Below are 21,708 nucleotides of genomic sequence, written 5' to 3'. Positions count from 1 at the left end.
CGATAAGTTCCACAATGGTTTGTCGCGCTCAGGGTAGCAGGTGCCCATACCCTCTCCGCATGCGCGCCACAGCCATGCGCGTCCAGGCAAGCCCCACGAAGGCCCATGCCCCTGCTAGCGCAAGATCTACAATCATCGTGCCAGCGGGTATCCCATAACCAAGGCAGGAGAGGGAGCGCGCGAGTGGTGTTACGAGAGACGGGGCCACCAACCACTCAGGATAGAGGCTCGTGGGGACGATGACGCCAATCAGTACGGGAAACGTTGCACTGAGTATCGTAGCGCCCAGGTAGGGATTCGTTGCCATGATGGAGATGCCGGCTGCGAACAGTCCCAAGAGCCAGCCGATCACAAGCGCGACAAGGCCCAGCACCGCGGCGTCGGCCGCCATGGTCGATCCGATGGTACCCGTGAAGAGGGCTATGCCACCTATGGTCACGAGGCCAGTGATAAGTGACGTCGCGATTGGCGCCACGCCCACGGCGATCCAGAAGATGGGGTCGAATCGCCGTGCGGTGAGCACAAGCGCTAGGACACCCCGACCATGTGCTGCGACGACGGCATTCACAACGCCACCAGCGACGCCAAGGGCCACTGAGGCCACTGCGGAGGAGAAGGCCGCGCGTAGGATGTCATCGCTTGCGAGGGCTCTGCCCATGCCGGTGGCGAAGAGGACGTCAAAGAGGGGAAGTGCCACGAGTGCCGTGAGGGTGGTACCGAATGAGGCGAACGATACCGAGGCCGACCATGATACCCGTACCGCAGTTACGATTCGTGAGCACGGTGAGACGCGTGAGGCTTCCTTGGGGCCACCCATGCCTACATCACCTCGAGGGTGCCCGATACGAGCGCACGTCTAAGGGCGAGTCGCCCAAGGACCCAGGCGAGCACAATCCAGCTTAGGCTGGATATGAGTCCCAAGAGGACTGATAGAGGGATGGGCACCTCAGTGGCAGTGCTGAGAAGGGCCTCGACCGGCGCCGCGAGAGGAATGGCGAGGCGCAGGACGTCGGCCATGCGCGCAGGCATGTCGGCGAGCGGCCATAGGAGGCCTGAAACGAGCATGACGGGAGCTAGGAGCAGCCCCTCGTAGGCGATGGCATTGGGTGTGAGGACAAACAGGCTTGCAATTACGAGTGACACCGATGAGCATGCGAGCCAGAACAGCAACACGAGTCCAACATTCGGAAGCGGCACGACTATATGGGAGAGAAGCGCCCAAGCAATCCAGGCGGCTGGAAAAGAGACGAGACCAAAGGTGGCAGCTGAGAGCACCACCAGGGCAAGTGTGGCGAGGGTGTGGCGACTGTCTGATACCAGGTGGACGAGGGTGCCCTTATGGCGTTCGAAGCCCAAGAGGCCGGCTGAGAAGACTGATGTGGTCCACATGCCAATCATTGCTGCCCGCATACAAGCGACAGTGGCGTTTCCGCCCCAAACACGTATGCCGAGCCACTGCACGAGTGTGGTAGTCGTTGTTACAAGGACCATGGTCTGTGCGAAGTGGCTCACTGCACAAAACTGCCTCAGGTTGAACCAGCACACGCGCAACCACCTCATTGCCGTGCCAATCCATCGGCCAGCGAGAGGTACGACTCCTCCAGGCTCGGAGCCCTGGTGAGGGTATCATCGGGCGGCGTGACCCCACGTTCGGCGCAGACGGAGGCAAAGTAAGCCTGCATCTGCGTGTAGGATCTCTCGAGCGTGTGCCACAGCAACGTAAGGATCCAAGAGCTTGCATGGGCCTTCCAGACGGCAGAGGCGCGTCCATTGAGTGCTCCCTCAACGTCTCCCAACCGCTCCCATTCCCGTGCGCTGAAGGTTGCTGTGGTAACAGCTGAGATGTGGGCTTTGCGGGCGATATCTGAGGCGGAACCCGTGAACGTCACACGCCCATCCCCAATGAGAGAAATGACATCAGCGAGTTCTTCGACCTCGCCCATGAGGTGGCTCGTAAGGAGGATGCCCGTACCCTCGTCTGCCAGTGTGCGGATGAGGGTACGTATTCTGAGGGAGACCTCTGGGTCGAGTCCCGAGGTGGGCTCATCGAGGAGCAGGAGAGGTGGCTTGGGGCAGATGGCTCGCGCGAGATGCAATCGCTGGACCATGCCATGTGAGAGTGCTTCCACTTTGGCATTTGCCCTATTGGACAATCCTACGCGCTCCAGCGCCTCATTGACCCGCTTGTCGCGCTCGCGTGTGGGAACACCAGCGATGTCCGCAAGATACAATAGGTTGTCACGGGCAGTTGCGCGTGGGTAGAAGCCCAGCTCCCCCCCAAACACGAGCCCGCTCCGTCTACGGGCCTCCTCGGGGCGCTGCGCGACGTCAACACCACCTACTAGGGCCGTTCCGGAACTGGGAAACAGCAGTCCGGCGCAGACCTTGATAGTCGTGGTCTTACCGGCCCCGTTGGGACCGAGTAGAGCATGGATGGTGCCTGGATTAATGCGTAGTGAGACGTCCTTAAGTGCGGGGAACCTCTCCTTGCCTAGCACGCGGGCTAGGCGATGCAGCTCAAGTGGTAGTGAGGTGTTTAGGAAATCAGCTCTGGTTTCCATGAAAGTCCAAGTGGGTCGGTGTCAATGTCTGACGCAATTTTAGCCGCATGCCGAGCATGGCCGAGTCGCATAAGCGATCCGACCGCCACCTGTCTCGTGCGTTCCATCGCGACTATCCCGCCAATTTGCCTGAATGCCATGAATGCCAAATTGGCATACTGTATAGACAGTAGGTAATCCTGGTTAAGATATTCAAAGTAGGAGAGTTCACCGAGGATTTCCGGCATATACTCTGATGCCGCGGCACAGCAATTGTCGAGACACTGGGTGAGAGTCTTAACTGCTCGGTCATACTTCTTATCCCGTGCGAATACTTGAGCGATATTGATGCAAATCTGATTGTAGTAGCGTAGCGCGACGGAAATTGTGTACTGCGTCTCACAAGAGGAGGTGAAGACAGCCTTGGCCTTCTCTGCGGCAATGCGCAAGGATTCTAAAATCACTGAGGTATCTATGCCATCGTCCCAGAGATTGAGAGCATCAAGGTTTAGCAGTAGGGCAAGATCAAGGTCATTATTATCGCCATTCAGATACTTCCTTTTGGCACATATGAGCCGATGGTGACTATCCTGCGTCGTTCCCAGTCGCTTCGTCTCAAAAGCAGCGGCGCGGTGTTGGGCTTCGTAAGCGTCCGACTGCGATGACGCCATCGCAGAAGCCCTATCAAAAAAACACAACGCATTCGTATTGCTAACTGCTGCCAGTATTTCTCCGCAATAGAGGAGAGTCGTGTAAGAGCCCTGTGCCAATAGCTCCTCTTGTGCCTGCGTTATATAGTCGGCGCAGGCACCATAGGCACCAAACATCAATATGCACGCTCTAGATGAAAATGAAGGTGTTCGGTAGGGATTGCCGAAAGGTATGTGTACAGCTGCTCTTTGGACAGGGGCGTAATCTTGGCAAGATTGCAGTGTATGTCGTAAAAGCGTTCAGCGTCACTTGAACGCCTCACGCCTAGATCCGTCACATATCTCGGAGCTGCCACTGAGCGCAGAGATGGGGACTCAGAAGCTAATAGCTGTTTTGTGACGGCTAGGCGCTCGGGCAGTGCTGGCGAGAACTCCTCTTCCGATAGTGCCGTCGCGAACTCGTCAAGATGATTGAAGATTGACATGCGTTTCCCTAGTGATTCCATGTCATCATGAATGCCGAATAAATCTGACCCCTGTTATTGTCAAGCATATCGAGGATACGAGAAATAGTACTAGCCATTCTTACTCCTTATAACGCGGTTGTCGTTACGTGCCCCTATAGGCTACTATATTAGTAACATATTCTTAGGAAGATGTCCATTAAATTTTTTAGAAGCGTTTATTTTTTAGAATCAATTGGGCCATCACTTTATTTTTTACGTGGTGGAAGATAGAGCTCCCAGTTAAATAGCACTTTTCAAAAAAATTAAGCGTCCATCATGTGATATGTGCATGGACATCCGAATATCTAAGGGCTCTACGATGCCCCCCAACCAAAAGAACCAAGAGGCGGAAGACCACATTCCCGTCAGGGTGCGCCATCTCGTCGTTGACAAGAGCCATGTGGGAGAGCGTCAGGCTATTTGTGCCGTTAGAATTCACTTGCTGCCCATCACACGGCAAAGGCCGAGCAGATGGCGTCGAGCAGCATCACGGCAAAGGTCTGTGCGTCCCCCGTGGTGAAGGTCCCGTTGTAGTTGGGGCCACAGGGCAGCTCCAGGCGCACGACGGGCACGCCCTCGCGCGCGCCCTCGCAGGTGGTGCGCAGGCGCTGCGGCAGCGTGTCGACGTCGTCGATGGAGAGGTTCGCCTGCGTGCTGTGCTTGGGCAGGGGGGAGGCGGCCAGCACGAGCACGGCACGGCTGTCACCGGCGGCCTCCTCCTCCCGATCCACGAGCTCGAGCTTGCTCTTGTCACTGGTGGCCGAGGCGAGGTTCCAGATGCGCCCGGCAACGTTGCGCGAGATGGGATCCTCTGCCGTGATGGCAACCTTGGTGCGGTCGAGCACGTCGGCGGCACGGGCGAATCCCATGCCCCCTGTGGGGTGTGGGCCGACGGCGGGCTTGCCGGCCCACACGTGGTGCAGGCGCTCGATGTCGGCAAAGGTGTCCTGGAAGGCCATGCCGTCGGACAGGGCGCCCTGACTCTCCTGGAACTGCTTCACGGCAGCCTCGGTATGCACGCCATAGTAGCCATCGGGCTGGCCGCACGAGAAGCCCAGGATGTTGAGGCGCTCCTGGAGCTGCTTGACGTCGTTGCCATGGAAGTTGGGGAGACGCAGGTACAGCGTGCGGTCTCCCAGCTGGTAGCACTCATCGACGAGGGCCATCCAGCTGGCGGAGTCCATCTCGTCGGAGAGGCTCAGGTCGTGGTCGAGGCGAAACTTGGCGACGGCCTTGGCGGTGGAGGGGCCAAAGGTGCCCTGGGCGCGCTCCCCTTCGTCGATCTCGTAGCCAAGGGACGTGAGGCGATCCTGAATGTCCTCGACCGCGGTGCCCGTCGCGCCTTCCCTAATGGAATCCATATCGTGCCTCTCCTGTCGTGCCTCAGGTGCGTCGCCACCATTGGTGGTGCCTCCAGAAAAGTATACGCAAGCGGGGCGTGCGGTGCGAGGGGCCAGGGCATTCGGCCCACCCTCGTCCGCATGGTCGGGCGCGCCATCCTCCCATGGTTGACGTCACCGTCCGCGGCGGCATCGAGAGGCGACGAGCCGCGGACCGGCGCACCGCTGGGCCGGCTCGCCCTACGCCACGCTCGTGACGACTCCCGCGAAGAGTGGCGTCGTGGTCTGGTGGTCGATGATCAGGTAGGCGAAGGGGCGGTCCAGCACGACCTCCCTGACTTCTGGCTCAAAGGGGGCTGCGGCTGTGGAACTCATCCCTATCGAGGTCGCCGCCGCGGCCTTCGTACCCCGCTCGTTCACGTCGATGAAGGTCTTCTGGATGACGCTGTCGATGGCGAGGTTGCCAGCCGGTGTCGCTCCCAGGGGCGAGAAGTCCGCGAGGCTGGCATCGAAGGCGTCCAGCATGCCCATCGATTTCAGCTGGTCGTTGAGGAGGGCCTGGTGGCGTACCGTGAACTTCGGCAGTCCCGCGTCGACCTCGACGCCCGGCACGGCATGGGCGATGAGCTCGCGCAGGGACTCGCCATCGAGGGAGCCCACGAGCCCGCCGATTCCGACGTCTGTCTTGGGCAGCAGCGCCACGAACGCCAGGTCGTGGTTCTCATAGGGCTTCACGAAGCCCTCGGCGGAGTCGCCCTCGAGGTAGCAGACCTCGTGCGAGCGCATCATTCGCACGCTCTGCTCCGTGCCGTCCTCGGTCGTGAAGGTGTCGTCCTGGACGTCGTCGTCCCCGTAGGGGTCGGACCAGGCGCTGTCGAGGGCGAGGGCGTTGATGAGGTACAGCTGGGCCCCATCGGGAATCTCACCCACGACCTCCTTGATCATGCCATCCGTCTTCGAGCTGGTCCAGGAGTTGATGTCGGCCCTCGTCGTCTCGTCGAACGGCGCGGAGAAGACCTGCGCGGCAAGGCTGCCCTTGCAGGTCGAGAGGTAGCTGTCGCATACGCTGAGGCCGCCCGAGTCGCGCAGCCAGATCGAGTTGGCGCTCTTGAGCGCGAGCGGGTCGCCCGTCTCCCGCGTGTCATGGAGGGACTCTCCGCCAATCCTTTTGAGGTAGGCCCCAAGATAGGACGTGAGGCCTTGCACGTCCATACCGGTCGCCTCCTCCATCTGGGAGAGGGTCTCGCCGGCGGCACCGTTCTCGGCCAGCGCGAGGGCGAAGAGCGCCGAAAGGGGAGAGACGAGCACGCTCCCCTCTGGCTCTGTCTCGCAACGGCCCTGCAGCAGGTGGGTCGTGAAGCCGTAGGCGGCGCGCACGGCGTCCGTATCCGTGAGTATGTCGCCGATGGGCGAGCGCGGGGGTGCGGAACCCTCCACAGCTGCCGTGAGGTCCGTCGCCGTGAGCGAGGGGGGCAGGTGCAAGCCGCAGCTTGCGAGGGATGACCCCAGGGACAGCGCGACGGGCAGACCGAGAAGAGCCAGGGCGCCGCGACGTTCGATGAGACGTTCCATGGTAACTCCCCTCTCGAGACACGACATCACTCTACCCGAAAGAGCCCGCTGGTAGGACGGGGGGACGATCGCCGAGTGCGAGTTGCGCTCATGTGGCACGCTCCACGAAGAAGTCCGCCATGGACGCAAGTATCAGGCGGGTGGTGCCTGCAAGCTCGATGCCGTCCAACGCGCCCTTTGCGTGGCTCGCAAGGCCACGGGCATAGGAGTCCACGGCATCGATGGCGCCGACCGCGCGCATGAGCTCCACCGCACGGGCCAGCGTCGCAGCGTCCGTGGCGTGAGCCGAGAGAATCGAGACGAGCTCGTCTTTCCTGTCGTCCTCCAGGTGCTCGAGGGCCCAGGTGACGATCATGGTGCGCTTGCCCTCGGTGATGTCACTGCGGAAGTCCTTGCCCTGCGCCTCACCGTCGCCCACGAGGTTGAGCAGGTCGTCCTGGAGCTGGAATGCCAGGCCCGCATCCATGCCAAAGGAGCCCAGCGCCTCCACCTGCTCGTTCGTGCCCCCGCCGCAGAGGGCCCCGATGGAGAGTGGGGACGCCGCGGAGTAGAAGGCCGTCTTGTGCGCGGCCATCGTGAGGTAGTCGTCGGTCGTGATGTCCCAGCGGCCGTCGCGCGCCCAGCCGAGGTCGAGCGCCTGCCCCTCCACGGTGCGCTGCTCCATCTGCGCGAGCTCGTCGAGCACACGCAGCTTGGTCGCGCCATCCAGCCCCCCGTCCTCGAGCACGCCCGCGAAGGTGCGCACGATGCCGAGGTCACCGATGTTGATCGCCACGCCCACGCCCTCACGCACATGGACGCAGGGCTCGCCGCGACGCAGCTCCCCCTCGTCGGCGATGTCGTCGTGGATGAGGGCGGCGGATTGGAAGAGCTCGATGGCCGCCGCACTTGGGAGCGCCCTGGCCGTCTCGCCACCCACCGCCTCGCAGCCGAGCAGCACGAGGGCGGGCCGCGTGCGCTTTCCGCCGGACGCCGTGAAGCGGGCGAGCGGGGCATAGAGGTAGCGGCCGAGCTCGCCCGCGGCGAACGTCTCGTCGGGCAGCGGCGCTGCCGCATGCTCGACGAGGTACGCCTCCATGACGGGGCGTCTCTCGGCGAGGTACGCCAAGAAGGTACCAGCCGTGCCGTCCTGACCAGCCATCGATGCCTAGCCCTCGTAGCCGTTGGGGTTCTGTGACTGCCACATCCAGCCGTCACGGCACATGTCGTCTATGGCGTAGCGGGCCTCCCAGCCCATCTCGCGCTTCGCCTTGGAGCAGTCGGCGTAGTTGGCATCCACGTCACCGGCGCGGCGCGGCTCGATCCGGTAGGGCAGCTCCCTGCCGCAGGCACGGGAGAAGGCCCTCACGATCTCCAGCACGCTGGTGCCCCTGCCGGTACCCAGGTTGAAGGTCTCCACGCCCGTGCGGCCGCGCATCCACTTGAGGGCGGCGGCGTGGCCGCTGCCCAGGTCGCATACATGGATGTAGTCGCGCACGCCCGTGCCATCCGGCGTGTCGTAGTCGTCGCCGTACACGCGGACGTACTCGCGCTTGCCCACGGCAACCTGCGCCACGTAGGGCAGCAGGTTGTTGGGGATGCCCTTGGGGTCCTCGCCCATGAGCCCGGAGGGATGCGCGCCGATGGGGTTGAAGTAGCGCAGCAGCACGACGTTCCAGGTTGGGTCGGCCGTATGGAGGTCGCAGAGGATCTGCTCGATCATCCACTTGGTCCAGCCATAGGGGTTGGTAGCGGGCTTCTTGGGGCTCTCCTCGGTGAGCGGCAGGCTGTCGGGCACGCCGTAGACGGTGGCGGAGCTGGAGAAGATGATGTCCTTGCATCCGTGGTCGCGCATCACGTCCACCAGGGTGAGGGTGGTGCCCAGGTTGTTGCGGTAGTACTCGATGGGCTTCTCGACGCTCTCGCCCACGGCCTTGAAGCCGGCGAAGTGAATGACGCGGTCGATGTGGTTCTCGTCGAAGACGGCGCTCATGGCCCCGCGGTCACTGACGTCGGTGCGGTAGAAGGTGAGGTTGGTGGCCGCCGCGTCGCCCACGATGGTCCTGATGCGGTCGAGGACCTTCTCGGAGGCATTGGAGAGATTGTCAACGATGACTACCTTGTAGCCGTCCTGCAAAAGTTCGACCACGGTGTGGCTGCCGATGAAGCCGGCGCCGCCGGTGACGAGCACGCAGGTGTTCTGGGGGTCTCTTGCTTCGCTCATGGGTTTTCCTCTCGAGTCTCTTGCCAAGGTACCTCGCAGTAAGTAAGCCAGGAAGACAGTATACGTTGCCGATGTGTTCGCATCGTGGGGTTTGCCAAGGTGGCTTCAGGAACTGTCGTTCACCCCGCCCTGCTATGGCCCCACCGCCTGCGCCGCAACTTCTCCGTCTGCCACCTTTCCCAAACTTTTTGTTTGAACGGCGTTATAGTTTGTAAGCAAGAACGCCGTTCGTGGGCAGGCTGCTGACGCGGGGCGATCATTCTCCGGCGTTAGCAAGGCCTCGCGTTCTTGGCGGTGAAGTCCACAGGCACCACATGGGCGGCACGCAAGAAGGCATCGCCTCAGAGATGCACCCCAGGCAGGCACTACACCGAGGGAAGGGAAGGCATCATGGCAGGAACAAGCGTTACCAGGCGTTCGTTTGTGTCGGTGGCAGTCGTCGCGGCAGGCCTCGGGCTGGCGGCATGCGGAGGCACGCAGTCGCAGTCCGCTCAGTCGACCAGCTCGGCCACAACGGATACGACGTCTGCGGCAGAGGCAAGGACGCTCACCGTCTTTGCGGCCGCATCGCTCACCGAGTCGCTCACCGAGGCCGGCGGCCTCTTCAAGACCGCCAACGATGGCGTGGACATCAGCTTCGACTTTGATTCCTCGGGCACCCTCAAGAAGCAGATCCAGGAGGGTGCAGACTGCGACGCCTTCATCTCTGCGGGCCAGAAGCAGATGAACCAGCTCGATGCCCAGGCCGCATCCGGCAACGACGAGGGCCTCGACTGCATCGACCACGCCACCCGCTTCGACATCCTCGAGAACAAGGTCACGCTCTGCGTGCCCGACGGCAACCCCAAGGCCGTCCAGAACTTCGATGACATGGCATCCAAGCTCCAGGCACACGATGTCCTTCTCTGCATGGGCAACTCAGACGTCCCCGTGGGCCAGTACACCCAGAGGATCCTTGCATACTACAACCTCGACGAGACGGAGCTTGCCAACGCCGGCTGCATCACCTACGGCAGCAATGTGAAGGAGGTCAGCTCGCAGATCTTTGAGGCCACCGTCGACTGTGGCGTCATCTACAAGACCGATGCCACCTCCGCCAGCCTCACGATGGTCGACGAGGCCACCGAGGAGATGTGCGGCCGCGTGGTCTATCCCGCAGCAGCCACGAAGGCAGCGCCCGAGCCCGACCTTGCCAAGTCCTTCCTCGACTTCCTCAAGACGAAGGACGCAAGCGATTGCTTCGAGAAGGTCGGCTTCACGCCGCTTGCCGAGGCATAGCCTTGCCATGGACTGGTACCCACTCCTTAACTCGCTGAGGATTGCCGCCACCTCGACGGTGGTGGTGTTTCTCCTCGGCGTGTGGCTCGCAGATGTGGTGGCCCATGCTCACCGCGTGGTGAAGGGCGTGCTCGACGTCGTCCTCACCCTTCCCCTGGTGCTGCCGCCCACCGTCGTGGGATACATGCTGCTGATGCTTCTCGGTCCCAGGCGTCCCGTGGGCGCCTGGGTGCTCTCCACCCTTGGCATCAAGCTCACCATGACGTGGTACTCGGCCATCTTCGCCACTGTGGTCGTGAGCTTCCCGCTCATGTACCGCACGGCGCGTGGCGCCTTCGAGAGCTTTGACCAGAGCCTCGCCAACGCTGCGCGCACGCTGGGCAAGTCGAATGCCTGGGTGTTCTGGCGCGTGAAGATGCCCTGCTGCAGGCAGGGGATCATCGCTGGCTCCGTTCTGGCCTTCGCCCGCGCGCTGGGCGAGTATGGCGCCACCTCCATGATTGCCGGCTACACGCCGGGGTCCACGGCCACCATCTCCACGACGGTCTACCAGCTGTGGCGCACGGGAGATGACGCGCAGGCCTTCCAGTGGGTCCTTGTGAACCTTGCGATAAGCGCCGTGGTGCTGCTCGCCCTCAACCTCTTTGAGGGTCATCAGCGCTCGGTCGCGGCGCGAGCGGGGGCGGCATCATGACGGTCTTGGAAGTCGACATCGAGAAGCGTCTGCGTGGCTTTACGCTGGGCGTCTCGTTCTCCCTGGAGCGGCCGGAAGAGATCATGGCCCTTCTGGGGCCATCGGGCTGTGGCAAGTCCATGACGCTCAGGTGCATTGCGGGCATCGAGCGGCCAGACGCCGGCCGCATCGTGCTGGGTGGACGCACGCTCTTTGACAGCGAGGCAAAGGTAGACCTTCCACCGCAGAGGCGCCACGTGGGCTACCTCTTCCAGAGCTATGCCCTCTTCCCAACCATGACGGTCGAGCAGAACGTGCTCTCCGGTGCCTTTGGCGCCACGAGGGAGGAGCGTCTTGTCCGCGCGAGGCGCGAGATGGCGGCCATGCGCCTGGATGGCCTCGAGCGCCACCGCCCGCGCGAGCTCTCTGGCGGGCAGCAGCAGCGCTGCGCCATGGCACGCATCCTTGCGAGCGACCCAGAGCTCGTCCTCTTGGACGAGCCCTTCTCGGCACTTGACGGCTATCTGCGCTGGCAGCTTGAGCTTGAGCTGGCAGATGTCCTACGCGGATTCCCGGGCGGTGCGGTGTACGTCTCGCACAACCGCGACGAGGTCTATCGCATGTGCGATACGGTCTGCGTGCTTGACCACGGCCGCTCTGACGCCAAGGTGAGCGTGCACTCGCTCTTCGGTGCCCCCGCCAGCGTGGCGGCGGCCCTGATCAGCGGCTGCAAGAACGTGAGCCGTGCGCGCGTGGCGGGCGAGGCCGGCGCGCTTGCCTGCGATGACTGGGGCGTCACGCTTGCCACGTCACTACCCTGTTCCGGAGACGTCTCCCACGTGGGAATCCGTGCGCACTACTTCACCACCATGCCGGGCCTGCACCCCGGACCAAACGCAATCCCCTGCGAGGTGGACCGTGTGATTGACTCCACGTTCTCAACCATCGTGATGGCAAGGACCCCTGCGGGCGCGCTGCTGCGCTATGAGTGCGACAAGGACATGTGGGCCAGTCTGGGAAACCCGACCCAGGTCACGCTTGGCATTGCTCCCGAGAAGGTCATGCCGCTCGTCTTTGGAGCCGCTTCGCAGGAGGCTGGCAACGCCAAGGTCGCCACGGAGGACGCGCCTCATGCATGACGACTTTGGCCGTGACATACGCTACCTGCGCCTCTCCGTAACGGACCGCTGCAACTGCCGCTGCATCTACTGCATGCCCGAGCATGGCGTGCCCATGCTGTCGCGCGCCGACATCCTCTCGTTCGAGGAGATGCGCGGCATTGTTGCCGCAGCGGCGTCCCTGGGTGTGCAAAAGGTGCGTCTCACGGGCGGCGAGCCCCTGGTGAGGCGCGGCATCGTGGACCTCGTGGGCATGGTCGCCGCTGTTCCTGGCATCGAAGAGGTGGACATGACCACCAACGCCACGCTGCTTGCACCCGTGGCGAAAGACCTGCGAGCTGCGAGGCTCACCCGTCTCAACGTAAGCCTCGACACGCTCAATGCCGAGCGCTACGCGCGCATCACGCGGCGGGACTCGCTTGTGGACGCGCTTGCGGGGCTCGAGGCTGCGCATGAAGCGGGCTTCTCGAACACCAAAGTCAACTGCGTGCTCGTGGGCGGCGTGAACGACGACGAGCTTCGTACCATGGCGCTTCTCGCGTGCGACCACGACCTTACAGTGCGCTTCATCGAGCTCATGCGCATGGGAGCGTGCGCCCGGTGGCCCAAGGGATGCTTCGTCTCTGCCGATGCGGTACTAGATGCCGTGCCCGAGCTTGCCTCCGTTGGCAAGGAGGGCGTCTCGGAGCTGTACCATGCCCCCGGCTGGCGTGGTAACGTTGGGCTCATACGATCCGTGACGCACAGGTTCTGCTCGAGCTGCGACCGCATCCGCGTGACGGCGGACGGTCGCCTGAAGCCGTGCCTTCACTCCTCGGTCGAGGTCGATCTTCGCGGGCTTACCGGCCAGGAGCTGGTGGAGGCCATGCGAGGCGGCATCGCGTCAAAGCCGCGGGGGCACAGGATGGACGACGGTCGTGCGAGCGACTCCGCACGACCCATGAACGAGATAGGGGGCTGAGCCATGGGGCTCACGCACTTCGACGGGGAGGGACGCGCCCGCATGGTGGACGTGTCCGCCAAGCCAAAGACGCAGAGGGTCGCCCGCGCAGCGGGCAGGGTCCTCATGCGGCCCGATACGCTGGAGCTGGTGCGCACAGGCGGCATCAGCAAGGGTGACGTGCTCGCCGTGGCACAGGTGGCGGGCATCATGGCCGCAAAGCGCTGCTGGGAGCTGGTGCCCATGTGCCACCCCATCCAGCTCACGGGCGTCGACGTGTCGTTCTCATACGAGAAGGGCGGCATCGCCTTCACGGCAACCACGCGCTGCTGTGGCGAGACGGGCGTCGAGATGGAGGCGCTCACGGCCGCCTCGGTCACGGGTCTCACGATCTACGACATGTGCAAGGCGCACCAGCGCGACATGGTCATCACCGGGGTGCGCCTGCTTGAGAAGGACGGCGGCAAATCCGGGCACTTCGTGCGGGCCGCGGGCGACGATCCCGCGGCAGCAACGGAGGCTGACACGGCGTCTCTGCTACACGGCACCGTGGTTGCCACCTGCATATCCGAGAAGAAGGGCACGCGCAAGCAGGCCGTTGACGCTATCGAGCTCAAGGTGGGCAAGGGTATCGAGGGCGACGCTCACGCTGGCGGCTGGCACCGCCAGGTGAGCCTTCTCGCCAACGAGTCCGTGGACCTCATGCGCGCCAAGGGCATCGAGCTTGCGCCGGGGGACTTTGCCGAGAACGTGCTCACGCAGGGGATCGACGTCAAGAGCCTGCCCGTGGGCACCACGCTTGCCGTGGGCCCCGCCCGCATGGTGGTGACGCAGATCGGCAAGGCCTGCCACAACGATTGCGAGATACGGCGCCTTACGGGCATGTGCGTGATGCCCACCGACGGCGTCTTCTGCGTGGTGACGCGCGGTGGAGCCGTGCGCGCCGGTGACGAGGTTCGCGTGATGGGAGAGGGCGAGCTGGCATGAGGCTTGTTAAGACCGAGGACGCCATCGGGCACGTGCTGTGCCACGACATGACCCAGATTCTGCCCGGTGACGGCAGGGGCTCGCCGCGCTACAAGGGACCTCGCTTCAAGAAGGGCCACGTGGTCACGGCCGAGGATGTGCCGGTGCTGCTCTCCATGGGCAAGGAGCACCTCTACGTGTGGGAGGCCGGATCCGGCATGCTCCACGAGGACGACGCCGCCCGCCGTCTGGCCGCGCTCTGCCTGGGCCCGGGCTGCGTGGCGTCGGGCGAGCCTCGCGAGGGCAAGATCGGCATCAAGGCCGCGCACGACGGTGTCTACCTCGCCGACTCGGAGCGGCTTGTGGCCGTAAACGGCTGCGAGGAGGTCATGATCGCCACGCGCAAGGGCGGCTTTGCCGTATCCGCAGGCGACGACCTTGCTGGCACACGCGTGGTCCCGCTGGTCGTGAGGGAGTCTGTGGTCGAGGTGGCAGAGCGCGCGGCAGACATCGAGAAGATGGGCCCGCTCATGCGCGTGGAGCCGTGGCGCCTGGGGACGGCGGCCATTATCGCCACGGGATCCGAGGTGGCCAAGGGCCTTATCGAGGACCGCTTCACCCCTGTGGTGGAGGCCAAGCTCGCACGCTACGGCATCAAGACGACCTGGCACGCCACGCCCGGCGACGATGTGGACGCGCTGGTGGCGGCCATAGGCGAGGCGCGAGAGACCGGGGTCGACATGGTTGTGTGCACGGGTGGCATGAGCGTTGACCCGGATGACAACACCCCCGGCGCCATCAAGCGTGCGGGTGCGCGCATCGTGACCTATGGCGCGCCGGTCCTGCCGGGCGCGATGCTTCTCGTGGGCTACTTTGACGAGAGCGATGCTGCTGGCGAGCCGCGCGCGGTGCCCGTGGTGGGTCTGCCAGGCTGCGTCATGTACAGTGCTGCTACGGTCTTTGACCTGGTGCTGCCTCGCATTGCGGCCGGTGTGGAAGTGCGTCGTCGCGACGTTGTGCAACTGGGCGAGGGCGGCCTGTGCCTGCGCTGCGAGCCCTGCACCTTCCCCGTGTGCCCGTTTGGAAAGTAGGAGCCATGAGCCATGGCGAGACAGACAAGCAGCAGGCTACAGCAAGTGAGGCCTACACGGCAGTTGTGATTACTGTGAGCGACCGCTGCTCGCGCAAAGAGCGCGAGGACGCCTCTGGGCCGGCGCTCGTAGCGCTTCTCGGCGAGAGGGGCTACCGCGTGGTGGCAACGCGCGTGGTGCCCGATGAGCAGCCACAGATAGAGGCGGCTATCAGGGCGGCGGCAGAGCGGGACGCGGCGCTCGTCCTCACCACGGGTGGCACGGGCCTCTCGCCACGCGACGTGACGCCCGAGGCGACCGCGGCCGTGTGCACGCGCATGGCGCCAGGGATCCCCGAGGCCATGCGTGCTGCCTCGATGGCCATCACGCCGCATGCCTGCCTCTCGCGCGAGGTGGCTGGCATCCTGGACCGCACGCTTGTGGTGAACCTGCCGGGGAGCCCCAAGGCCGCAATCGAGAACGTTTCCGCAGTCATCGGGCCCATCGCGCACGGGATCGAGATGCTGCGCGGTGGGCAGGCGGACTGCGCGGCAGAAGGGCACTAGGACGCAGGCGGCCTGGCTTTTCTTGGCTGCGCCGCCTGCGCATCTTTTGCCCGGCATCCCCTTACAGCGTTGGTTGCGTGTCCACCTCGGCAAGCGCGTCCGAGAACGCTAACAGTGTGCAGGCCAGGCCACCCTTCATGTCGCACGAGCCACGGCCAACGAGCTCGCCGTCGCGCAGGGTGGGCGAGAGGGCCGGCGTGCCATCGCGCCAGCCTGCACCAACGCGGACGGTGTCCATGTGACAGAGAAGCGTGAGGTCCGCTGGCGCAGATGCGACATCGCTAGGCCCGGCGGCGGGGACCACCGCTCGAACGCGACGGCGATCAGGTGGCGCCTCGAGCTCCTCGATGCGTACGGTACCGGCAAGGCTGACCGCCTGCTTGCGACGCCCCTTCAGTCATGAGCGAACAAACTGCTCGACGGTGCCCTCAAGGGCTCCGGGATCCGTGCTCTCCATACCCATGAGCCGTGCTGTGAGCTCCGTCGCCTCGTCATCGGTGCGGCGCTGCGCACGCATGCGTCTACTCCTTCTCGTGTGACTTGGCCTCGTCCATGTAGCTGTACAGCGTGTACTTTGAGATGCCAAAGCAGTTGCAGACCTTCTGCCCGGCCTTGGTGATGAGAAAAGCGCCGGAATCGTTGAGAAAGCCTATTGCCTTGACCTTGTCATCTCTGGTCATGAGTGCCACGGGCTTGCCCACCACGCGCACGCTCTGGTCGATGAGCTCATCGAGAAGGTCGTTCACGTTGTGGGGGATTACGTCTGGCTCGTCCGAGGCAGTACTGGCAAGCGAGGTGAAGTCCTTGAGCATGTTCTGGAGCGCCATGATGGGCGTGGAGTCATAGTTGATGGCGAAGATGGCCACCGGCTTGCCGGTCTCATCGCGAAAGAACACCGTGCTCGACCGCAGTTCGCGTCCGTCCTCGGTACGTGTGTGGTAGGCAAAGCGATCCTGGAGCCTATCGGGGTCGGAGCTCAGGGCCTTGAGGACCACGTTCGATGGGCCGTCGCCGAGCTTTCTGCCCGAGACCTGGCCGTTCTCTATTGCCACGATGGTGCTGTCAGGGTCTTTGGCCTCAAGGTCGTGGACGACAACCTCGCAGTTGCTTCCAAACTGCGCAGCGATGCCCCTTGCAAGGCGAGAGAGGAACTCGACCTCTGACTTCTTCATATGTCCTTGATCCCTCCATGACGAGTCTCGTCCATCGGCCGCGCACCCTTTCGGCGTGTCGAACCAAGCCGTGAGGTACGGTCACGCACGGACGGGGAGGTCAGCATCTAGCACATACTAGCACCTAAATCCTAACGAAATGTAAGGGCGAGCCATTATCTGACAAAGACCTAAGAGGAAGACGCACGTGATAGGATGGGCGGCATTGGCACCGCCGCTTGACGGTGCCAATGCCGTCATCGTATTGCCGAGAACAAATCCAGTTAGAAATTGGATTCAGCCAAGCAACGTGTCTTGCGATGGACGCTTTGAGCCCACGTTGTACATCGAAAAATATAACGTTACCGCCCACACCGGCAATCGACCGTACGCCGATGTTTTACAGACCGCGATGCGGTAGACGCAATTTTGAAGCAAAATGTTTGTCAGGTTCTATTACAAGATGTGCGAGGAATCGCCAGATGGGTGATTCACAGGGAGAGGTCATGGGGGGAATGCCCTGTACCTGCGCTTCATTTGCAACTGGGTAGTCGGGTGCCCATGTGGTGCAGTCGCGTTCGCGTAACGCCCGGCCGTCACGGCATGAGAGGGCCGCGGCGAACACAGGTTGGGCCGTAGCTGATCTGCGGCATGTGGCAAGGAGGAGAGGCCCTATGCTACTTGTTGGAAACGGTCGGGTCGTAACCAGGGATCCCGAGAAGCCCTTCGTCGAGGACGGTGCCGTTGTCATCGACCGCGACAAGATCGTGGCCGTTGGCACGCGTGCGGAGATGGACGCCGCCTATCCCACGGCCGCGTTCATTGACGCCCATGGCGGCCTCATCATGCCCGGTCTCATCAACTGCCACACCCATATCTATTCCGGACTGGCGCGCGGCCTCGCCATCAGAGGGTGCAATCCCACCAACTTCCTCGAGAACCTCGAGCAGCAGTGGTGGAACATCGATCGCCACCTCACACTTGAGGGCACGCGCGCCTGCGCATACGTGACCATGATGGAGTCGTTCCGCAATGGCGTGACCACCATCTTTGACCACCACGCGAGCTTCTGCCAGATCCCCGGGTCCCTCTTTGCCATCAAGGACGTCGCGCAGGAGATGGGCATGCGTGCCTGCCTGTGCTACGAGGTCTCAGACCGTGATGGCAAGGAGAAGCTCGCCGAGTCCATCCAAGAGAACGCCGACTTTGCCCGCTGGGCTGCCAACCAGGACTCTGACATGATTGCCGCCATGTTCGGCGGGCACGCCCTCTTCACACTGTCGGACGAGACGCTCGACCGTATGGCAGAGGCCAACAACGGCCTCACCGGCTTCCACATCCACGTGTGCGAGGGCATGGATGACGTCTATGACTCCGCCCAGAGGCACGGCTGCACCTCGATCCACCGTCTCCTTGACCATGGCATCCTGGGCGAGAAGACCATGCTCGGCCACTGCATCCACATCACCCCGGCCGACATGGACGTATGTGCCGAGACCCATACCAAGATCGTCAACAACCCGCAGTCCAATGCCAACAACGCCGTGGGCACCGCGCCGGTGCTCGAGTTCTTCAAGCGCGGCATCACCGTGACCATGGGAACCGATGCCTACACCCACGACATGCTTCAGTCCCTCAAGGCCTTCGTGCCGCTGCAGCGCCTCAACTCCGCGCTGCCCAACGTGGCCTGGGGTGAGGCCATGACCATGCTCTTCAAGAACAATGCCGAGGTCGCGAACGTGTACTTTGCAACCAAGCCGCAGGGCAAGCCCCTGGGCGTGCTTACGCCCGGTGCCGCGGCGGACGTTGCCGTGTTCGACTACCCCGCGCCTACGCCCATCGGTGCGGAGAACATCGATGGCCACATCCTCTTTGGCGTCGAGGGACACGACTGCCGTACTACCATCGCGAATGGCCGCGTGGTCTACCGCGACCATACGTTCACAGACATTGACAAGGAAAGGATCGACGCCTTCGTGCTCGACCAGGCAAAGAGGCTCTGGGGAGAGCTTAACGGCTGCGAGTACTAGGTGTCTTTCCGGCAGTGGCATCCTTCGGGCGCCACTGCCATGACGTGCGCGGATCCCGTGGCGCCGCGCGCGCCTCACGTCCCCACGGAAATGCGTTTCTGGAGAGGAATCGCAATGAGCGACATCATGCGCCCCATTCCGTTCGACCAGCTCATGGACTGGATCCTAACCGAGAAGAAGGCCCAGGGAACCGTCTTTGGCGAGTCTCGCCTTGCCAAGCTCGGCGGTCATGCCCGTCCCATCTTTGGCGAGAGGGTCGAGTCGCCCGTTGGGCCGGCGGCGGGCCCCAACACCCAGCTTGCCCAGAACATCATCGCCTCCTACGTTACCGGTGCCCGCTTCTTCGAGCTCAAGACCGTCCAGAAGATGGATGGTGCCGAACTTTCCGCCTGCGTGAACAAGCCCTGCATCCTCGCAGCCGATGAGGGCTACAACTGCGAGTGGTCCACCGAGCTCACCGTACCCGATGCCTTTGATGAGTACGTCAAGGCCTGGGTTGCCTGCAAGCTCCTCGCGCGCGAGTTCGACTTGGGCGACCCGGATGGCTTTGTCTTCAACATGTCGGTTGGCTACGACCTTGAGGGCATCAAGGGCGAGAAGGTCGACACCTACATCGACAGCATGAAGGATGCCTCAGACACCCCCGTCTTCCAGGAGGCCATTGCCTGGGCCAAGGCCAACCTCGATCGCTTCCAGAACGTTGACGCCGCCTTTGTCGACTCCATCTCGCCGCATGTGTCCCGCTCGGTTACCGAGTCCACGCTTCACGGTTGCCCGCCCGCAGAGATCGAGCGCATCGCGACGCACCTCATCGCCGAGAAGGGCCTGAACACCTACATCAAGTGCAACCCCACGCTTCTGGGCTACGAGTATGCCCGCAAGACCCTGGACTCGCTGGGCTTCGATTACATCGTCTTCGACGAGCACCACTTCAACGAGGATCTGCAATGGGCAGATGCCGTACCCATGCTCCGGCGCCTTATCGCCCTGGCAGCCGAGTGCGGCGTGGAGTTTGGCGTCAAGCTCACCAACACCTTCCCCGTTGACGTCACCTGCTTTGAGCTTCCCAGCGACGAGATGTACATGTCCGGCCGCTCGCTCTACCCGCTCACCATCTCGCTTGCCAAGCGCATCGCCGACGAGTTCGAGGGCCACCTGCGCATCTCCTTCTCCGGCGGCGCGGACGCGCTGAACGTCCGCGCGCTCGTCGACGCCGGCATCTGGCCGGTCACCATGGCGACAACGCTGCTCAAGCCGGGTGGCTACCAGCGCCTGGTCCAGGTTGACGAGTCTCTCTCCGGCATCGATGACGCCCCGTTCTCGCGCGTTGACCTCGCCAAGGTTTCCACCATCGTGGACGACGCCCTCACCAACCCCCGCTACCGTAAGCCCGTCAAGCCCATGCCCGAGCGCCACGTGGGCCACGACCTGCCGCTCATCGACTGCTTCACGGCACCCTGCCGCGAGGATTGCCCCATCGAGCAGGACATCCCGGGCTACCTGCGCGCCTGTGGGGAGGGCCGCTATGCCGACGCCCTCCGCATCATCCTCGAGCGCAACGCCCTGCCCTTCACGACGGGCACCATCTGCCCGCATACCTGCGGCGACTCCTGCATGCGCAACTACTACGAGGAGCACGTGCACATCCGCGAGTTCAAGCTCCTGGCTGCCGAGAAGGGCCTGGCCGAGGTGCTTCCCACGCTCTCCCCGCGTGGCACCGTGGACAATCGCAAGGTTGCCGTTGTGGGCGCCGGTCCCGCCGGCCTTGCCGCGGCATCGTTCCTCTCTCGCGCGGGCGCCGACGTCACCGTGTTCGAGCGCACCGGTGAGCTCGGTGGCATCGTGCGCCATGTGATCCCGGGCTTCCGCATCTCTGACGAGGCCATCGACCACGACGTGGAGCTCTGCTCGGCCTATGGCGCCACGTTCAAGACGGGTGTCGGGGTCACCAACGCGCGCGACCTTCTCGACCAGGGGTTTAGCGATGTCGTGGTGGCCATTGGAGCTTGGGCGTCAGGCCGTCCGGCGCTCCGCAGCGGCGAGGCGCTCGACGCCATCGACTTCCTCCGTGACTTCAGGGACGATCCTGCGCAATGCCGGCTTGGCACCGACGTCGTGGTCATTGGCGGTGGCAACACGGCCATGGACGTGGCGCGTGCCGCCAAGCGCGTGCCCGGCGTCGAGCACCTGCGCCTGGTCTATCGCCGTACCCGCCGCTACATGCCCGCCGACGAGGAAGAGCTCGTCATGGCACTCGAGGACGGCGTGGAGCTCATGGAGCTCCTCTCGCCCGGCGACCTTGCCAACGGCGTGCTGACCTGCGAGGTCATGCGCCTTGGCGCGCCGGACGCCTCTGGTCGTCGCGCCCCCGAGCCTACGGGCGAGACCGTGAGCGTGCCCGCCACCGCGGTCATCACCGCCGTTGGCGAGCGTATCGAGCAGGGGCTTTACCTGGCAACGGGCTGCGATCTTGACGGGAAGGGCCGCCCCGTGGTGAGCGACTCCCTCGAGACCAGCGTGCCGCACGTCTTTGCCGTAGGCGATGCGCGCCGCGGCCCCGCTACCGTGGTCAAGGCCATCGCCGATGCCATGACCGTCACGCGTGCCATCTCCGGCGCCTCCTTTGATGGCATGGGGGAGTCCAACGTTGGCCCCAGCTACGAGTCGTCGCTTGTGTCGCGTGGCAGCCTCGAGGCCGACGTCCAGTCGCTTGCCCACACGCGCTGCCTTGGCTGCGCAACCGTGTGCGAGATCTGCTGCGAGGTCTGCCCCAACCGTGCCAATGTGGCCGTCCGCGTACCCGGCATGCGCGAGCGCCAGATTGTCCACGTGGATGGCATGTGCAACGAGTGCGGCAACTGCGCCGTGTTCTGCCCGTACTCCGAGGGTCGCCCGTACAAGGACAAGCTCACGCTCTTCTGGAGCCGCGAGGACTTCGACGACTCCACCAACGAGGGCTTCCTGCCTGCCGAGGGCGGTATGCTCGTGCGAGTGGATGCCGATGAGGGCACCTTCGATGTGGACGACCTCTCATGCGGCCTGCCCGAGTCGGTCCGTAAGACCATCGTCGCAGTGCGGAACACCTATTCGTACCTACTTAGCTGA

20 protein-coding genes are annotated in these 21,708 nt (G+C 63.5%); 10 read left to right on the top strand and 10 right to left on the bottom strand.

Annotation, left to right across the window (positions count from 1 at the left end; genetic code table 11):
- Nucleotides 1-28: 28 nt before the first annotated feature.
- The 8 genes from HMPREF1316_RS04530 to galE form a co-directional block, all read right to left on the bottom strand.
- The gene (locus HMPREF1316_RS04530; RefSeq protein ID WP_156901000.1) at nucleotides 29-697 is read right to left on the bottom strand and encodes a hypothetical protein; all 669 of its coding nucleotides are present in this window, start codon (nucleotides 695-697) and stop codon (nucleotides 29-31) included.
- A 122-nt stretch (nucleotides 698-819) separates the two neighbouring features.
- On the bottom strand, nucleotides 820-1,560 hold the full coding sequence (locus HMPREF1316_RS04525; RefSeq protein WP_021725706.1) for an ABC transporter permease: 741 nt from the start codon (nucleotides 1,558-1,560) through the stop codon (nucleotides 820-822).
- Complete coding sequence (locus tag HMPREF1316_RS04520; protein ID WP_021725726.1) at nucleotides 1,557-2,561, bottom strand: ABC transporter ATP-binding protein; 1,005 nt, start codon at nucleotides 2,559-2,561, stop codon at nucleotides 1,557-1,559. Before HMPREF1316_RS04520 ends, HMPREF1316_RS04525 begins: the two co-directional genes overlap by 4 nt.
- Nucleotides 2,537-3,367 (bottom strand): hypothetical protein, encoded by an 831-nt coding sequence (locus HMPREF1316_RS04515; RefSeq protein ID WP_021725717.1) that lies wholly within the window; start codon nucleotides 3,365-3,367, stop codon nucleotides 2,537-2,539. Before HMPREF1316_RS04515 ends, HMPREF1316_RS04520 begins: the two co-directional genes overlap by 25 nt.
- Before the next feature lie 778 nt (nucleotides 3,368-4,145).
- Nucleotides 4,146-5,057 carry a peptidoglycan-binding domain-containing protein gene (locus HMPREF1316_RS04510; protein ID WP_021725736.1) on the bottom strand — a complete coding sequence of 304 codons (912 nt, stop codon included), beginning with the start codon at nucleotides 5,055-5,057 and terminating at the stop codon, nucleotides 4,146-4,148.
- A gap of 219 nt (nucleotides 5,058-5,276) precedes the next feature.
- The gene (locus HMPREF1316_RS04505) at nucleotides 5,277-6,608 is read right to left on the bottom strand and encodes a serpin family protein (RefSeq protein ID WP_021725745.1); all 1,332 of its coding nucleotides are present in this window, start codon (nucleotides 6,606-6,608) and stop codon (nucleotides 5,277-5,279) included.
- A gap of 88 nt (nucleotides 6,609-6,696) precedes the next feature.
- Entirely contained in the window at nucleotides 6,697-7,749 is a 1,053-nt protein-coding gene (locus HMPREF1316_RS04500) for a polyprenyl synthetase family protein (RefSeq protein ID WP_021725716.1), read from the bottom strand.
- A gap of 6 nt (nucleotides 7,750-7,755) precedes the next feature.
- Nucleotides 7,756-8,811: a UDP-glucose 4-epimerase GalE gene (gene galE / locus HMPREF1316_RS04495; protein ID WP_021725737.1), complete on the bottom strand. Its 1,056-nt coding sequence runs from the start codon at nucleotides 8,809-8,811 to the stop codon at nucleotides 7,756-7,758.
- Between the two features lie 390 nt (nucleotides 8,812-9,201).
- Here galE and modA point away from each other — a divergent pair, with 390 nt between their 5' ends.
- Genes modA through HMPREF1316_RS04460 form a run of 7 tightly spaced genes read left to right on the top strand, consistent with a single transcriptional unit; the run spans nucleotide 9,202 to nucleotide 15,422 of the window.
- Nucleotides 9,202-10,089 carry a molybdate ABC transporter substrate-binding protein gene (gene modA, locus HMPREF1316_RS04490; RefSeq protein ID WP_040651390.1) on the top strand — a complete coding sequence of 296 codons (888 nt, stop codon included), beginning with the start codon at nucleotides 9,202-9,204 and terminating at the stop codon, nucleotides 10,087-10,089.
- The gene (gene modB / locus HMPREF1316_RS04485; RefSeq protein WP_232204440.1) at nucleotides 10,076-10,783 is read left to right on the top strand and encodes a molybdate ABC transporter permease subunit; all 708 of its coding nucleotides are present in this window, start codon (nucleotides 10,076-10,078) and stop codon (nucleotides 10,781-10,783) included. Before modA ends, modB begins: the two co-directional genes overlap by 14 nt.
- Nucleotides 10,780-11,901 (top strand): sulfate/molybdate ABC transporter ATP-binding protein, encoded by a 1,122-nt coding sequence (locus HMPREF1316_RS04480; protein ID WP_021725741.1) that lies wholly within the window; start codon nucleotides 10,780-10,782, stop codon nucleotides 11,899-11,901. The genes modB and HMPREF1316_RS04480 overlap by 4 nt, the downstream gene beginning before the upstream one ends.
- Nucleotides 11,894-12,841 (top strand): GTP 3',8-cyclase MoaA, encoded by a 948-nt coding sequence (gene moaA / locus HMPREF1316_RS04475; protein WP_021725721.1) that lies wholly within the window; start codon nucleotides 11,894-11,896, stop codon nucleotides 12,839-12,841. Before HMPREF1316_RS04480 ends, moaA begins: the two co-directional genes overlap by 8 nt.
- A gap of 3 nt (nucleotides 12,842-12,844) precedes the next feature.
- Nucleotides 12,845-13,807 carry a cyclic pyranopterin monophosphate synthase MoaC gene (moaC, locus tag HMPREF1316_RS15020; RefSeq protein WP_021725722.1) on the top strand — a complete coding sequence of 321 codons (963 nt, stop codon included), beginning with the start codon at nucleotides 12,845-12,847 and terminating at the stop codon, nucleotides 13,805-13,807.
- On the top strand, nucleotides 13,804-14,877 hold the full coding sequence (locus HMPREF1316_RS04465) for a molybdopterin-binding protein (protein ID WP_021725740.1): 1,074 nt from the start codon (nucleotides 13,804-13,806) through the stop codon (nucleotides 14,875-14,877). The genes moaC and HMPREF1316_RS04465 overlap by 4 nt, the downstream gene beginning before the upstream one ends.
- A 5-nt stretch (nucleotides 14,878-14,882) precedes the next feature.
- A complete protein-coding gene (locus HMPREF1316_RS04460; RefSeq protein WP_021725709.1) occupies nucleotides 14,883-15,422 on the top strand; it encodes a MogA/MoaB family molybdenum cofactor biosynthesis protein in 540 nt (179 codons plus the stop codon).
- A gap of 61 nt (nucleotides 15,423-15,483) precedes the next feature.
- Here HMPREF1316_RS04460 and HMPREF1316_RS13635 read toward each other — a convergent pair whose 3' ends face one another.
- On the bottom strand, nucleotides 15,484-15,660 hold the full coding sequence (locus HMPREF1316_RS13635) for a M20/M25/M40 family metallo-hydrolase (protein ID WP_021725739.1): 177 nt from the start codon (nucleotides 15,658-15,660) through the stop codon (nucleotides 15,484-15,486).
- Here HMPREF1316_RS13635 and HMPREF1316_RS14025 point away from each other — a divergent pair, their 5' ends adjacent.
- A complete protein-coding gene (locus HMPREF1316_RS14025) occupies nucleotides 15,661-15,825 on the top strand; it encodes a hypothetical protein (RefSeq protein ID WP_156900999.1) in 165 nt (54 codons plus the stop codon).
- Nucleotides 15,826-15,943: 118 nt separating this feature from the next.
- On the opposite strand, the gene HMPREF1316_RS04455 is transcribed toward HMPREF1316_RS14025, so the two are convergent.
- The gene (locus HMPREF1316_RS04455) at nucleotides 15,944-16,594 is read right to left on the bottom strand and encodes a helix-turn-helix transcriptional regulator (RefSeq protein ID WP_021725744.1); all 651 of its coding nucleotides are present in this window, start codon (nucleotides 16,592-16,594) and stop codon (nucleotides 15,944-15,946) included.
- 653 nt (nucleotides 16,595-17,247) lie between these two features.
- On the opposite strand from HMPREF1316_RS04455, the gene ssnA reads away from it, so the two are divergent.
- On the top strand, nucleotides 17,248-18,603 hold the full coding sequence (gene ssnA, locus HMPREF1316_RS04450; protein ID WP_021725746.1) for a putative aminohydrolase SsnA: 1,356 nt from the start codon (nucleotides 17,248-17,250) through the stop codon (nucleotides 18,601-18,603).
- A gap of 114 nt (nucleotides 18,604-18,717) precedes the next feature.
- Nucleotides 18,718-21,708, top strand: coding sequence for a putative selenate reductase subunit YgfK (ygfK, locus tag HMPREF1316_RS04445; RefSeq protein ID WP_021725738.1), 2,991 nt, complete (start codon nucleotides 18,718-18,720; stop codon nucleotides 21,706-21,708).

This window comes from Olsenella profusa F0195 (assembly GCF_000468755.1).
Classification (GTDB): Bacteria; Actinomycetota; Coriobacteriia; order Coriobacteriales; family Atopobiaceae; genus Olsenella_F; species Olsenella_F profusa.
The sequence above is the reverse complement of the archived record's forward strand: the minus strand, read 5'-3'. Positions and strand labels throughout refer to the sequence as shown.